The organism is Methylovulum miyakonense HT12, assembly GCF_000384075.1.
GTDB classification, from domain to species: domain Bacteria; phylum Pseudomonadota; class Gammaproteobacteria; order Methylococcales; family Methylomonadaceae; genus Methylovulum; species Methylovulum miyakonense.
Map to the genome: position 1 here is coordinate 2,761,553 of NZ_KB913025.1, position 14,704 is coordinate 2,776,256.

Genomic DNA, 14,704 nt, shown 5'->3' on the forward strand with positions numbered 1-14,704 from the left:
GGCCTTTTTTGTTACCAAAGAGGAGAGGGCTTGTCAATTAGCCGCGGTCATTCTTGTCTAGGGCAAAGGGTGCTACGGTTTGTGGTGTCAAGTTAGGCAGGTCGGCATCTTCAAAAGTGAAGACGAAAAACTGGTTAGGGTTAGCGACCCCGCCTACAGAAGGTAAAAAGTCATTGTCATTGGCGATGAACAACGTGTGTTTGGTCACGCCATTAACAACCAGGTCAGGGCCAAAGGCAATCCCTTCAATTTTTGCCGGGATTTCTGTCGCGCTAATGCCATTTGCCACCAATTCAGCGACGACATCCAAGAAGGGTGATGCGGATTTGGTCACTAACGGAGTGGTTGCGTCGATAGTGGCTACGCCGCTGACGTCGGTTGCGCCAGCCAGGTCGATTTTATACAGTTTTTTGACAACCGCTGCCGAGCCGTCACCTAAGCCTTTACCATCACGTTCATCAACCAAAAATTCGTGGTCGTTAATCGCTACGATGTCGCTGGCGCCGGAACCATCGGTCAATTTATAGGCATATTCATGCATTGTGCCGCTAGCAATATCAATGGTGACAATGCGCAGGTATTTTTTGGTGTCTTGGAGCAAGTTGGCTTGCATGATACCGACTAAGGTTGTGCCGTCAGGGGTGATCGCCAAGCCTTCCATGCCTTTGTTGGCAGTTCTGCCGGACGTGTTTGCGGCAATTTCACCGTCCGGGCCTGATTCGTAGGAACGGGGGTTGGCAACAGCGAAGCGGTTAGGCAACTTGAATGTTTTCATCAACCGTCCGCTTGTCCGGTTAAATTGATAAATATAGGGGCCGTATTCGTCAGAAATAAAGACGCTTTTGCCGTCTTTTGCCACGCGCACGGCTTCTGGGTCGAGACGGGCATTGAAAGGGTTGGTGGATTTACGGGTCGGATTAAAGTTGTCTGAACGGCCAGTGTAGTAATATTTGCTGGTGGTGTTTAATGCTGGCGCACCATTAAGTGCGTAGGTCAGGGGTTGGCCATTCGACAACAGCGTGGTGGCGGTCAGTTGCGGGGACAAGATGTAAGGCATCGAACCCACAGCCAGTGCATCGTAACTTGGGTTGACGGCTAAAGCCAAGTTAAAGGTATGGAAACGGTTGATGTATGAGGTGGTGTCGTCAAGGACCGGATTGTAAGCGACTGCATTAGGGCCACGGTCAGGAAGGGCAATGAAGGTGTTGCCGCCCGCATAAGCCAGGCCAGAACCGACGCCGCCTAAAATGTTCCCGGCCACGCCGTTTTCAAGCGCAGTGGCGGTTCTGGGTGAAAGGTCTTGGTAGCCGCCATCGACTTTTCCGACGGCGACCAAATCAACATTTGCTTGCGCCAGAGGGGCACAGGCCAATAAAGGGATTAAAAAAGGCAATATTTTTTTTGTCATGATGATAGTCTCAATAGTTAGTTGCTAAAGCTTTGCGATAAAGCCTGAGGATTGTGACTAACTGTTGTTACTGTTTTATTAATTCTTGCCGATTGCTCCGGTTGACATTAACTTTTAGGCGCAAGGGCTTTGCGTTAGCGTCCCTTTATGGAAAACCGAGGGCCTTAGGCTTGTCCGGTTTGCTGGAATGAAGCGAATGAAGCTTGTTGTGTGTGGCGAAGGAGGGAGATCCTGCACCCAACAGGCTGTCGGGTGCAGGGGAGGGGATGGGTTAGGGCGTCAGGCCTTGGCCGACGACAATCACTTTTAGGGCATTGGTACCGCCTTTTACGCCAGTCAAGTCACCTTTGGTAATGATGAATTTGTCTTCGTCTTTGGCAATATTCCATTTCCGCAACTCTTTCACGATGCTGCGGTTGACTTCGGCATGGTCCTGGGTTTCATCAAGCTTGAAATAGATAGGGAATACGCCACGGAACATCGTGGCTTTACCTAACGTTTCTTCCACACTGCTGAAGGCGAAAATAGGGATGCCCGAGCTGATCCGCGACATCCATAAGGGTGTCGAACCTGATTCGGTCAATGCCACGATACCTTTTATTTTGGTATGGTTGGCCATGTACATGGCCGACATGGCGATGGCTTCATCAACGCGTTCAAATTGGATGTTGATGCGATGGTCTGATACCCGGACGCTAGGCTGCTTTTCGGCTTCGATACAAATGCGGTGCATGGCTTCCACCGCTTTGACCGGATGTTTACCTGATGCGGTCTCTGCTGAGAGCATAATCACGTCAGTGCCATCATAAACGGCGTTGGCGACGTCAAACACTTCCGCACGGGTAGGAATCGGGTTTTCAATCATGGATTCCATCATTTGCGTCGCCGTAATGGCCACACGGTTCAACTCGCGGGTACGTTTAATCAGTTTTTTCTGGATGGCCGGCAGATTGGCATCGCCAATTTCCACACCCAAATCACCACGCGCCACCATCACGGCATCGGATGCCAAGATGATTTCGTCCATGACCGGATCGACAATGGCTTCGGCACGCTCAACTTTCGAAACAATGCCTGCATAGCAACCTTCCGCTTCCAGCAAACGGCGTGCCTCATTCAAGTCTTCGGCGCAACGGGGGAAAGACACGGCGACATAATCGCATTTGATTTTGCCAATAGTGACGATGTCTTCCTTGTCTTTTTCAGTCAAGGCCGCTGCCGAAAGGCCGCCGCCCATCAGGTTAATGCCTTTGTTGTTGGACAGGTCACCGCCCACCACAACTGTGCAGTTGACGCGCATGTTTTCAACATTGACCACGTCCAGCACGATACGGCCATCATCCAATAACAAACGGCTGCCGGGGACGACTTCTAAGGCCAAGGGTTCGTAAGTGATACCGACTTGGGTGTTGTCGCCCAACAACGGGTCAAAGTTGATGTCGAGGGCAAAATCTTGGCCTTCTTTTAAAAACACTTTGGTGTCCTTAAAGCGGGCGATACGGATTTTAGGCCCTTGCAAATCAGCCAGGATGCCCACCCGCCGGCCAGTCTTTTTGCTCATTTCCCGGATGGCTTCGGCCCTTGCGATATGGTCTTCGGCGGAACCATGGGAAAAGTTCATGCGGACAACATCAACCCCGGCCGCAAACAGACCTTCAAGCACACCAGGCTTATCAGTCGCAGGCCCTAATGTGGCTAGAATTTTGGTTCTTCTTAACATTGGTATCATTCCGCATTAACTAAAGCGATTGACGTATCTAACATACGGTTTGAGAAGCCCCACTCGTTATCGTACCAAGACAATACCTTGACAAATGTGCCATCGACGACTTTAGTCAATGGTTCTTCGTAGATGGAAGAAGCAGGGTTGTGGTTGAAATCAATGGAGACTAACGGTTTATGGTTAATGGCTAAGATGCCTTTCAGATAACCTTCGGAAGCGGTTTTTAAAATTTCATCAATTTCCGCTTTGCTGGTGCTTCTTGCTGCAGTAAATGACAAATCAACCACGGACACGTTGATAGTGGGGACACGCATCGCGAAACCGTCCAATTTACCTTTCAATTCTGGCAATACCAAACCTACTGCGGCCGCAGCACCCGTTTTAGTCGGGATCATGGATTGCGTGGCGGAACGGGCACGGCGCAAATCGCTGTGGTAAACGTCAGTCAAGACTTGGTCGTTAGTGTAAGAATGGATAGTGGTCATCAAACCGTGGACAACACCGATGGCATCGTTCAAAGGTTTGACCAAAGGGGCCAAACAGTTGGTGGTGCAAGACGCGTTGGAAATGACGGTGTCTGTGGCTTTCAGGGTTTTATGGTTGACACCGTAAACGATGGTCGCATCAACGTCATCGCCGCCTGGGGCTGAGATAATGACTTTCTTCGCGCCCGCCGTGATGTGCGCAGAGGCTTTGGCTTTGCTGGTGAACAGGCCGGTACATTCGTGGACGACATCAATGTCCAGGTCGCCCCAAGGTAATTTGGAAGGGTCGCGCTCCGAGAAAACTTTGATTTTATCGCCATTGATAACCATGAATTCGCCATCAACACTGACATCAAAAGGAAATTTGCCATGCACAGAATCATATTGGGTCAAATGTGCGTTGGTGTTGGCATCGCCTAAGTCATTGATGGCGACGATTTGAATTTCATCAGTACGGCCCGCTTCGTATAAGGCACGGACGATATTACGTCCAATACGGCCATAACCATTGATAGCAACTTTAATTGGCATTGATTTTCTCCAGGGAGTAATGGGACAAAAATTACACGAATGTGTAGAAATATTTGGAAAACGCAACAACTATACCAAAATAGTGGGTGCTTAGTCTATTGGTCATCTGGCAAGTTAACCGCTGCCATCTCTTGGTTTGTGCCGCTGGGCCTTGCCCAAGCCTAAAGGCTTATAGCGTCAAGGCATCATCCGCAAGCGGCAGGGTGATGGTGAATGTCGTTCCGCTACCGGGCTTGCTATCGACGACGCAAGTGCCTGAGTGCTTGATGATATAGTCACGGGCTTCATAAACGCCGATTCCCATGCCGGCATTGCCTTTGGTGGTGTCAAATGGCTTGAACAAGCGCTCGGCAATGAACTTTTTCTCCATGCCACAACCAGTGTCTAAGATTTTAATCATGGCGTGTTGTTGGTTTTTGCCTAATTCCAGTTTGACAGTGCCATTATCGGGGGTCGCATCTTGGGCATTTTGCACGAGATGCCCCAGGATCGCGGTTATTTTTTCTTTTTCAGCCATGACAAAAATATCAGTGTCAATGGATTTTATAAATTGTAATGCCGGTTTATTACCGGCTTGTTGAATGACCAAATCAGCGGCTATTTCAGCGAGGTTGATCCGGATATTTTGGTCAGGGGTGCCATTGCCTTGTTTGAGTTGGACGATCAAATGGTCCATTTTATTGACGACATTTTTCAGCGTAGTGATGGCGTCATCAATAAATTCAGGGTTGCTTTTGTGTTTTTCGGCGTTTTTGACAATAAGGGCGATTTGCGCAATCAGATTTTTCAAATCATGGACTAAATACGCGGATATACGGTTATACGCCTCGAACTGCCTTGATTGCGACAGCGCGTCACTGGCCCGTTTCAAGGCCAGGGCATTGGCGAGTTGTTTGCCGACGGTTTTTAGCAAGTCATGGTCTTCCCAATTAAGCGCCCGTGGCGCCCTCGCTTGGGTCAACACCACAAAAGCTTCCAGGTCATTTTGCAAAAACAAGGGGATGATCAGCCAGACTTTTTTCTCTGCCGGGGACCAGTACGATAAATCTATATGATTGTAGAAACCGGGATCCTTTAAGAACTGGTACAAGTCTATCACCCATTGTTTATCTGTCATGAACTGCACCATTTCGTGGTTGGCGGCGATGTCCTCAGAGGCTTCAAAGCCTAAGTTCCTGGCTTCGGCAAGATAATAATTCCCCTGGTCATCTTTTAGCCATAAGCCCCCGCCTGAGCTGTCGATCAAATCCGCCATGGTTTTAATGATGGCTTCTGACAGATCACTTAAAGAATTCAGTTTCGCGACTGTTTTGCTGAGTTTTAGCCACTCCTCACGGTAATCGTAACGGTAGCTGAAGATATGCTTGTTAAAAATGACTTTTGCCTGGGCCCTGATTTTTCCGGAGGCAAAGAGCACCAGCAAAATGACGATCGCCAGAAAAATGAATAAAATTTCGGCCACTTCCCCCCAACTGCCACCAAAGTCACGGATATAAAATCCCGCCAACGACATCAATATCAGATACAAACCCGTCCCCATCAAGACGGTGCTGTGGAAAACCACCGTCCTCGATAGAGCGATGCCGGACATGTTAGTGGTTTGCAGGCGATACATCGACACGGCCAGCAATGGCGTGACCAATGCGTTAATGATGCCTCTTGAGCCCCACAGCGGATAATCGAGTTTGGTGAACAGGAGGGATTTGCTATAGACGATAAAATCGATGGTGAATAATGACCCTAAACCGATACAAAGGAATTTGATCACCCAGCGCAGTTCTGGGGCCGCACTTCTATACAGGTCTTCAATCAGGGCCAGGCCGATGATGGAAAACACCAAGTGGGAAAGCAGGCGCACATGAACTTTTTCGCCAATAATGTGAAGGACGTGACCGCGTAAATCGTCTGATATTTCAAAGCTGAACAGGAACAGCATGAATACGCCCAGAACATAAGCGAAGCTGGATTGGTAGAGGAGCTTATAGCTATGGTTGTAGCGTTGCCGTGAAATAAGGGTGCCTAATACGAAAAACCAGGCGGCATCCCGTAAAGTTTCATAGCCTAAGCTGTCGGGAATTGATAGGTCATCGGAAAACCAGCGGTATTGGATGGTGCAAATATAAGCCGCCCACAGCAAAGAGAATGCGACAGCAATAAAAAAAGGGAAGGTGATGGTGTTTTTTTTAATGCCAATCGCCGCCAGCAGCAATAGCAGGAAATAAGCTATTGCCGCGATCAAGTAACTATAAAAAACAAACCCTTCCATCTATGTGCCGCCCATGCTGGCTAAATTGAATGATGTGCTTGCCTTATCCATTAATGCGCCTGGGGTCAAATGCCTGCTGCACGGTGTCGGCCAATAAATTGGCCGCAAGCACCAGGGCTAGCATAAAAATAAAGGCGGCCGAGAGCGACCACCACACCATCGGTTCACGCGCCATTTCCAACCGTGCGCCATTGATCATGTTGCCCCAGCTATAAGTCGTCGGGTCCACGCCGATATTGATGTATGACAATACGGCTTCCGCCAGCACCAGCGAACTGAAGTCCAGCACTACAGAAATAAGGACGATGTGCATGACGTTGGGCAGGATGTGGCGGATTAGAATAGTGGCGGGTTTTACGCCTAGCGCATAAGCGGCCTGTACGTATTCCATCTCCCGCAGTTTTAAGGTTTCTGCACGCAAGAGGCGGCATAATCCCGTCCAACTGGTGACGCCTAAAATCATGCATAAAAATAACAGCCGCATATCGGCACGGACGACGATGCTGGTAAACGCTTCTTCATGGTTGGCCATATAGACCTGCACCATCAAAATGGAAGCGGCGATCAACAGGACACTGGGGATGGAGTTGAGGGTGGTGTAGGCATATTGGATCAGGTCATCAATCCAACCGCGGAAAAATCCGGCGAGAATGCCAAAGATGATCGCCAGGGGTAGCATGATTAGCGTTGTCAATGTGCCGATGATTAGCCCCGTCCGTATACTTTTTATGGCCTGATAAAGCACGTCTTCACCCACTTTATCGGTGCCCAGCACATGGTAGTATTGCGACACATAGCATAGGGCATAAGCGGTGCAAAATAGCGCCAATACCGTCAACGATACCGCTTGGGCCGCGCCATGGGCGGGTAGGTTTTTTCCCCCCAGTTTCAGTCCACCCCAAAACAGCAGCGCAATTAAACCTGACCAGCCTAAGCCCTGGGCCAAGCCAGTGATGGTTTTTTGTACGGCATCGGCGGTATGTTGCTTGGGGTCATCCACATGCCGCCCGCCGAACACCAAACGCGGGTATCCCCAAGACACCGCCCCGTCCGCTGTGGCCATCATTTCCTTGCTATAAAGTGTTAGTGCGAAAGGCGCCGAGTAGGTTTTTTCACCGTGTTCCCGTAGCGGGGTGGCCCAAATATCCAAGAGGCTGATGATTTCATGGCTAGCCTCCGCACCCTGTATCCCTTTGCCGGAAGCCTGATAGTGGATGGAATCCAGCAGGCCAATGCCAACAAAAAACAGCAGCACGGTCAGTGACACCATACCTGTTTTATTTTGCCCTATCTGTTGCAGGGGGCGGCGGATGTGTTCCTTGCCGTGCAAGTAAACGGCACAGGCCAGCACCATGAAACATAGCAAAAAGACCAGGGCATCAGTCCATAAAATAATCATCAAGACCACCTTGTGTTTGGCATACGTAGATTACAGGCCAAGTTGGTTTGGGCAGTGGGAAGTGCCGCCTGGGTGGCGCCCCTTTCGGCCCATCACAACCGGATAGGAATAAGTTACCACAAGACCGGATGGGAAGGCCAAAACCTAGTGGATATAAAATCCGTGTTTTTATTGCCGCCTATAGGCTTATTTTTCTTTATAACCGTCATTGATCTGGCAACCATCAAGCGTGCAAATCGGCGGGTTTTTACAATTGATGCCCGCCTCGTTAAGGGCTTTTTGCATGGTTTCGATTTGCTTGTCGAGATCGTTGATGTGGTCAAGCATACGGTTGATCGCCAATGCCACCGGATCGGGCATATCGGCGCTTGCCCCGTAGGCATTGAAATTGACCGGGCGGCCCGTTTCAACAGGTTCAGGCTTGCTCGCTTTTTGTCCACCAATGATATGCGCCGGGATCCCGACCACGGTCGTCCCCGCAGGGACTGGTTTTAGCACCACCGAATTGGAACCTACGCGCGCACCGTCGCCAATGTCGATGGGGCCCAGGACTTTTGCGCCTGCGCCTATGACCACGCCATTATGCAGGGTAGGGTGGCGTTTGCCTTTTTTCCAAGTGGTCCCGCCCAAGGTCACGCCATGGTAGAGCGTGCAATCATCACCAATCACGGCCGTTTCGCCTATCACCACCCCCATGCCGTGGTCGATGAAAAAGCGGCGGCCAATTTCCGCGCCCGGATGGATTTCAATGCCCGTCCACCAACGGCTGACATAGGCGATAAAGCGTGCCAGCCATCTGAATCCGGCTTTCCAGCACCAATGGCTGAGACGGTGGATAATCACGGCATGGACGCCAGGATAGGTGGTGATGACCTCAAACCAAGTTTGTGCGGCAGGGTCACGGGCAAACACGCACGCAACATCTTCTTTTAATCGGGTGAACATATTAGTCCTTATGTTGATGGTCTTGGGACATACGTAAAATGCCCCGGAGTATGTCCAATTCTTTAGTGTCCAGTTGGATACGGTTATAAATGCGGCGCAAGCGGCGCATAATCGAGCGGGACCTGTCGCCGCGCATAAAGCCAATGTCTATCAAGGCTTCATGTAAATGCTGATAAAACGACTCCATTTGCATGGCGGTCGCTAAAGGGGAATCACCTTGGTCGCCAATACGGGTGTTGTCGGCCATATCCGCCGCAACAAACAACTCATAACAAACCACCTGCACCGCTGCGGCAATATTTAGGGAGCTGTAATGCTCGTTGCAAGGGATGTGCAGCAAATAATGGCATAAATCCAGTTCATGGTTTTTCAGTCCGGAGTTTTCACGCCCGAAAATAATGGCGATTTGTTGGTGTGGATTTTCGATGACGGTTTTTTCCGCACATTGCCTGGGGTTGAGTTCCGGCCAACTGATCGTCCTGCGTCTGGCGCTGGTGCCGATGACCAACTGGCAATCGGCAATCGCTTCTTGCACCGTCGGATAGACCGTGGCGGCGGCGAGGATGTCATCCGCCCCTGAAGCGCGGGCGGTCGCCTCGTTACTAGGGAATATTTTGGGGGCGACCAGAGCCAAGCGGGTCATGTCCATGTTTTTCATGGCCCTTGCCACCCCACCGATATTACCCGGATGGGTGGTTTCGACCAGGACAATTTTAATATGCGAAAGCAACGTTAATCCTGCGTTGATAGGCTGGCAACGATAAAAGGCCAATCCAGAGTCCCAAAATTGCCAAGCATTTTCAAGATTGGAAAAAGGAGGCGCTTTAAAATAGCAAGCCGAAAAAAGCCTTAAGTTTACCAAAAGATTTGCTACCATACCCTGTTTTATCTGCCCATTAGAAACTGACCTATGCAACCTATGTTAAACATCGCCGTCCGGGCGGCAAGAAGCGCGGGCGACTTGATTCTTCGTTCATCCGATAATATCGGCCAACTCCGCATTGATCAAAAAGGTAAAAACGATTACGCCAGTGAAGTTGACCGCATGGCGGAGCGGGAAATCATCAATATCATCAGGGCAGCCTATCCAGGCCATGCGATTTTGGCCGAAGAAAGCGGCGAGCATCAGGGTAATGATTTTGTCTGGGTTATTGACCCGCTAGATGGCACGACCAACTTTTTGCACGGTTTCCCGCAATATGCCGTTTCCATCGCCTTGAAACACAAAGGCCGGTTAGAGGTTGGCGTAATTTATGACCCTCTGCGCGATGAGCTGTTCACCGCCAAACGGGGCGGCGGGGCGACATTGAATAACCGCCGTTTACGGGTCACCCAGCCATTAGGCCTGAAAGGCGCGTTGCTTGGCACGGGTTTCCCGTTTAAGACCGACCAACACCTTAAAGCGTATTTGAACATGTTCAGCTCACTGACCATGGAATGTGCCGGGATACGCCGCGCAGGTTCCGCCGCTTTGGATTTGGCTTATGTGGCGGCCGGCCGCTTGGATGGCTTCTGGGAAATCGGCGTGATGGAATGGGATATTGCGGCGGGCGTTTTGTTGATTAAGGAAGCAGGCGGGGTGGTGACTGATTTTTCATTTAATGACAATTACTTGCAGTCTGGTAATTTAATTGCGGGTAGCCCCAAAATGCATCAGTTGATGTACCAGCTAATTGAGCCGCATGTGACGGAGAGCTTGAAGTAAGTTTCGCTTCAATAGTTCAAAAAAATAGAAAATAAAATGTGATATAATTCACAAAAAATAAAATAACCCGCTCTAAGCAGCGTAGCAAATATATTGCGGCCTGTTTTTTTGTAGATGAGGCTATTTCGGATAAGCCCTTACGATATATAAAGTTTCCCATCCCAACCGGGGCATAGACAAGCCAGATACCTATGGCTTTATGTTAAGGGCAGAAGAATACAGAGGTTTTAATTAATCTATACTACAACCAGTTTATAAAATAAGCCGTCATTGGGGGTAAAATTGCCCACCAAATTTATAATTTTTATCCGCTTAAGAAGGCAAACAAATTATCCTGGGATCATTGAATATATTAGGCAGGGCAAATGATAGTTAGTCATTTAACAATCAGGTTAGTTGATTTTAGCGAATCTGAAACGGAGTATTTTTCTGCCATCCTGTCCTTAGCCGAAGCGCGTCTGCAACAGACGTGGTCTATTGTCACGACTGAAAATGCGGATTTTTTTGTTTTAACTGAAAAACACCTAAAAGAATCCCTTCTTCCTGGTATTCCGGTGACGCGTTGTTTCTTTTATGACAGTGGCAGCACTGCCGACAACAACCATATCCTGGTTGACCATACAAAAATTCCGCGTTTACGTTCTTTAGTCGAGGTGCTTAACAAAGCCGTGGGCAGCCAGCCACCCGAAACCGCCGAAACCGCCGAAACCGCCGAAACCGCCGAAACCGCCGAAACCGCCGAAACCGCCGAAACCGCCGAAACCGCCGAAGTTGGGCACATTGATAAAGTTCCCGAAGACGTAAATGAAATTTCTGACGTCCCCCCATCCCAGCAAGCTGCCTATATCCGGATAGAAGCGTCCCCTCCCGCAACTTCGGAAGAGGAAGCTATCGGCCCCGCTGTTTTTTCTCCGGAGCATGGGCTTTTAAAAGCGGTCCTGGACTGCAAATCCGTCCCTGTATTGATCCGGGTTAATGATGTGGGTGTGTACCTTGACCCTGTTAAGGGATCCTATTATTGCCCTTTAACGTTGGAGCAGCTTATACCTTGTTTTGACCGTGACCCAATACGCATTAAACCGATTACCCAGCCTGAACTACGGCAGGTTGTCAGCAACACGAAGTTGTCCCCTAAGCCACTGAGCAATCTGATTTGGTATGCCGCTTTTAAGGCATCCCAAGGCCGATTGCTGCTAGGCACAAGTCCTGAAGATGTTGTGCATTTGATACGTTGGCCTGATTTGGGTCTGCCCGGATGCGGCAATTACGTCAAACTGGCCGCTTTCATGCACAGCAACACCATAAAGTTGTCGGACATCCCTTCGGCAACCCAATATCCTGTCGAAGCTGTTTATGATTTTTATAATGCGTGCCACTTGGTTGGGCTGATCGAAAAAGCGGCGGCGATTGAACTCCACGAAAAACAGATAGATTTGGAACATCAGAACTTGCTGAGAAAAATCAGAAACCGTCTAAAATTCTGAAATAGGGGCTGACGTAATGACTGGATTTATCCAAACCAAAATAGTGTTTACGGGTTGTGTCGGTGCGGGAAAAACCACGGCGATCACCACCATCAGCGAAAAAACGCCCGTCTCCACTGAAGTAAAGCCATCCGAAGCCAGCGTCATCAAACGTAAAGCCACAACGACAGTGGCGATGGATTATGGCGAGCTAACCTTAGAAGGTGGTGGGGTGCTTTATCTTTATGGGACGCCCGGGCAACGCCGCTTTGATTTTATGACCGATATTTTGACCAAAGGCGCGTTGGGCCTGATTGTCCTCATTGACAATACCCATGAAAACCCGTTGGATGAAATGGATTATTACTTAAATTTAAACTACCGTTTTTTGCTTAAAAGTCCGGCGGTCATTGGCATTACCCATTATGACGAAACCATGCAACCTAGCGTTGATGATTATTACTCGGCCTTGGCTGAGCGGGGTGACCCTTGGCCAGTGATCCATGTCGATGCGCGTAGTTTGGAGGATGTAAGGCTGTTACTGAATACTTTGCTGGCTATACTTGAGTATGGCTAGTAGTATTTCCCATATCATTAATTTTTAATGATAATTTATGTTGTATTTTATTTTTAGGAGACGTTAGTCATGGCGAAATTAGATGATATTTTACAAAGTGTTTTATCTGACGTGGAGGGTGCGCTGGGTTGTGCCGTGGTTGATTTGGAAACCGGACTACTGATTGCGGTCGCGCACAATGTGCCTTATTTCACCTCTTCTTACCTGGATGCGGTTGCGGCTGCGGCGGTGGATATGTTGCGCGGCAAAAACGTGCGGGCGGTCGAATCGCTGTTGACTACCCAGCGCGGCAAAAAAGTGGAGAAAATGATCAAGGAAGTGCAAATGACCACCGAACAGACCTTGCATTTCATGGCGACTATCCCTGAGAAGCCTGATGCTTTGGTGGTATTGATCACCAACAGGAAAACCAACTTAGGCATGGGCTGGGCTGCGGTACGCAGAAACATGCCGTTGATTGCTCCGCTATGCCCTTAATCCAGTAGCGTTGAGCCGTGCGGGGTACGGGGTGTGGAAATGTCTGCCCGTATCCGGCACGGCTTATGCCACCGGCTAAATGACAACTTTGTAAACTATGTGGACGGTTGAAATTATCGGGGCCGTTGATGGGCGATCCCACTATGAGCTGCCTTACATCACCGGGCTTTTAGCAACGGATTTGCAGGCATTGGCTGTAGGTACCGCGTTTGTTGGCCGGCCTGGCACGCTTATCTACACGAACGCTTCCGATGTTATCAAAGTGCGTTCCGATTTGGAATTGACTGCCAGTCAAGCGCGGGCTTGGATGTGGCGGACATTACAAAAAGAACGGCAATTGGCAGTGCACCACCCTTTCAAAACCTGGCTGCTGATAACCGGGCAGGATGCCACCAGTCTCGTTGCGAGCATTTGCCCCCGGCTTGAACCTTTGCATATGGCCTTAAAATCGGCCAGCGAACGGCAACGTAACCTCGTTTTGCTCACTGCCGTATTTGAACTTTATTTGACGGTAGCCAAAACGGCTGGCGAGAAACTTGATGAAGGCCTGTCAAATTTTGCCGTGTCCGCAGAAGGGCAAGTTTATTATCTGGATGATGAGTATTATGCGTGGGACGGTTTTGTCGCCTTTTCGATTATGTTAGGGGTTTTTATCCGTAGTTTTATTTGGTTTGATGCCGCGTTTATTGAAGAGTTGGGCCGTAATTTGGTTAGGCTGCTGCGGGGAGTTTTTCAGGACAGCGAATGCCAGCATGTGATCGCAGGGCAATTGCAATCCATGTTTATGCCAAATGAACAAAAAGAACACTTGCTACAACGTTTAATCAAAGTATTACAGCATCCGTCTGATGCTAAACCAACGTCCACAAGCACCTCCCTGTTATCAACGGCCGTTGCCCCCAAAGCAGCCAAACGTCAGGCTAGCGGGCGTTATCTAGCGCTTTTGGCCGACATCCATGCCAATTACCCGGCGCTCACTTGTGTGCTGGATTACCTCAAGGCCGAGCATATTAACGAAGGGATCGTGTTGGGCGATATTGTGGGTTACGGGCCTGAACCCCAAGCGTGTATTGAGCGCTTACAGGATTGCGGTTTCCAGGCCATAAAAGGCAACCACGATTACGGTGTTGCGACTGGCGACACGGCTAAAGGTTTTTCCCGGGAGGCTAAAATGGCCATAGACTGGACGATTGGCCAGCTATCGGCTGACTATCGCCAGTGGTTAAATGATTTGCCGCTGTCTATCCAACAGGAAGATTGGTATGCGGTGCATGGGGCGCCTATGGACCCTGATTATTTTTATGCCTATGTGTATGCCATGACTTATCAGGATAATCTTGACTATATGCAGCAAAATGGCATGGGTTTATGCTTTCATGGGCATTCGCACATACCGGGCATTTTTGCCCGCCGCAAGTATAATGATGTACAAAAAACCGGCCAAATAATCAGTTTGGCGGCTTATCAGCAGGCCTTGGTTTGTCCAGGCTCGGTCGGGCAACCGCGTAATGGCCACACCGACACGCAATTCGCCATTTATGACAAGGAGTTGCGGCGGGTGTCTTTTATGCAATTGCCTTATGATTATCAGTCGGTCATTGCCAAAATGCGCCAATGCCATTTACCCGAAGCGTTCGCCCTACGCATGTTACATGGCCGATAACGGCTAGCTTTGGCATTCCGGTAGTGGTTGGACAGGAGCTCTTTGGAAACTAACCTTCCTTA

12 protein-coding genes are annotated in these 14,704 nt (G+C 49.4%); 5 read left to right on the forward strand and 7 right to left on the reverse strand.

What is annotated here, in order from left to right:
- Positions 1-37 precede the first annotated feature (37 nt).
- From METMI_RS0113785 to METMI_RS0113815, 7 genes are all read right to left on the reverse strand, one after another.
- The gene (locus METMI_RS0113785; protein WP_019866877.1) at positions 38-1,408 is read right to left on the reverse strand and encodes an esterase-like activity of phytase family protein; all 1,371 of its coding nucleotides are present in this window, start codon (positions 1,406-1,408) and stop codon (positions 38-40) included.
- Positions 1,409-1,679: 271 nt separating this feature from the next.
- Entirely contained in the window at positions 1,680-3,128 is a 1,449-nt protein-coding gene (gene pyk / locus METMI_RS0113790; protein ID WP_019866878.1) for a pyruvate kinase, read from the reverse strand.
- A gap of 5 nt (positions 3,129-3,133) precedes the next feature.
- A complete protein-coding gene (gene gap / locus METMI_RS0113795; protein ID WP_019866879.1) occupies positions 3,134-4,147 on the reverse strand; it encodes a type I glyceraldehyde-3-phosphate dehydrogenase in 1,014 nt (337 codons plus the stop codon).
- Between the two features lie 169 nt (positions 4,148-4,316).
- Complete coding sequence (gene prsK / locus METMI_RS0113800) at positions 4,317-6,413, reverse strand: XrtA/PEP-CTERM system histidine kinase PrsK (RefSeq protein WP_019866880.1); 2,097 nt, start codon at positions 6,411-6,413, stop codon at positions 4,317-4,319.
- Between the two features lie 43 nt (positions 6,414-6,456).
- Complete coding sequence (locus METMI_RS0113805) at positions 6,457-7,812, reverse strand: ABC transporter permease (RefSeq protein ID WP_019866881.1); 1,356 nt, start codon at positions 7,810-7,812, stop codon at positions 6,457-6,459.
- A gap of 186 nt (positions 7,813-7,998) precedes the next feature.
- Positions 7,999-8,757, reverse strand: a complete 759-nt coding sequence (gene cysE, locus METMI_RS0113810; protein ID WP_019866882.1) for a serine O-acetyltransferase — start codon at positions 8,755-8,757, stop codon at positions 7,999-8,001.
- Between the two features lies 1 nt (position 8,758).
- Positions 8,759-9,487, reverse strand: a complete 729-nt coding sequence (locus METMI_RS0113815) for an RNA methyltransferase (protein ID WP_029151700.1) — start codon at positions 9,485-9,487, stop codon at positions 8,759-8,761.
- Positions 9,488-9,667: 180 nt separating this feature from the next.
- Here METMI_RS0113815 and suhB point away from each other — a divergent pair, with 180 nt between their 5' ends.
- The 5 genes from suhB (at position 9,668) to METMI_RS24110 (ending at position 14,642) form a co-directional block, all read left to right on the forward strand.
- Positions 9,668-10,462 carry an inositol-1-monophosphatase gene (suhB, locus tag METMI_RS0113820; RefSeq protein ID WP_029151701.1) on the forward strand — a complete coding sequence of 265 codons (795 nt, stop codon included), beginning with the start codon at positions 9,668-9,670 and terminating at the stop codon, positions 10,460-10,462.
- A gap of 365 nt (positions 10,463-10,827) precedes the next feature.
- Positions 10,828-11,946 (forward strand): hypothetical protein, encoded by a 1,119-nt coding sequence (locus METMI_RS27500; RefSeq protein WP_019866885.1) that lies wholly within the window; start codon positions 10,828-10,830, stop codon positions 11,944-11,946.
- Between the two features lie 16 nt (positions 11,947-11,962).
- Positions 11,963-12,502: a GTP-binding protein gene (locus tag METMI_RS0113830; RefSeq protein ID WP_019866886.1), complete on the forward strand. Its 540-nt coding sequence runs from the start codon at positions 11,963-11,965 to the stop codon at positions 12,500-12,502.
- 69 nt (positions 12,503-12,571) lie between these two features.
- Entirely contained in the window at positions 12,572-12,979 is a 408-nt protein-coding gene (locus METMI_RS0113835; RefSeq protein WP_019866887.1) for a hypothetical protein, read from the forward strand.
- 97 nt (positions 12,980-13,076) lie between these two features.
- A complete protein-coding gene (locus METMI_RS24110; RefSeq protein WP_019866888.1) occupies positions 13,077-14,642 on the forward strand; it encodes a metallophosphoesterase family protein in 1,566 nt (521 codons plus the stop codon).
- Positions 14,643-14,704: the final 62 nt, after the last annotated feature.

Excerpts from the sequence above, each read along its gene's own strand:
- METMI_RS0113785 (WP_019866877.1), bottom strand. The coding sequence starts at position 1,408 with ATGACAAAAAAAATATTGCCTTTTTTAATCCCTTTATTGGCCTGTGCC.
- pyk (WP_019866878.1), bottom strand. The coding sequence starts at position 3,128 with ATGTTAAGAAGAACCAAAATTCTAGCCACATTAGGGCCTGCGACTGAT.
- gap (WP_019866879.1), bottom strand. The coding sequence starts at position 4,147 with ATGCCAATTAAAGTTGCTATCAATGGTTATGGCCGTATTGGACGTAAT.
- prsK (WP_019866880.1), bottom strand. The coding sequence starts at position 6,413 with ATGGAAGGGTTTGTTTTTTATAGTTACTTGATCGCGGCAATAGCTTAT.
- METMI_RS0113805 (WP_019866881.1), bottom strand. The coding sequence starts at position 7,812 with ATGATTATTTTATGGACTGATGCCCTGGTCTTTTTGCTATGTTTCATG.
- cysE (WP_019866882.1), bottom strand. The coding sequence starts at position 8,757 with ATGTTCACCCGATTAAAAGAAGATGTTGCGTGCGTGTTTGCCCGTGAC.
- suhB (WP_029151701.1), top strand. The coding sequence starts at position 9,668 with ATGCAACCTATGTTAAACATCGCCGTCCGGGCGGCAAGAAGCGCGGGC.
- METMI_RS27500 (WP_019866885.1), top strand. The coding sequence starts at position 10,828 with ATGATAGTTAGTCATTTAACAATCAGGTTAGTTGATTTTAGCGAATCT.
- METMI_RS0113830 (WP_019866886.1), top strand. The coding sequence starts at position 11,963 with ATGACTGGATTTATCCAAACCAAAATAGTGTTTACGGGTTGTGTCGGT.
- METMI_RS0113835 (WP_019866887.1), top strand. The coding sequence starts at position 12,572 with ATGGCGAAATTAGATGATATTTTACAAAGTGTTTTATCTGACGTGGAG.
- METMI_RS24110 (WP_019866888.1), top strand. The coding sequence starts at position 13,077 with ATGTGGACGGTTGAAATTATCGGGGCCGTTGATGGGCGATCCCACTAT.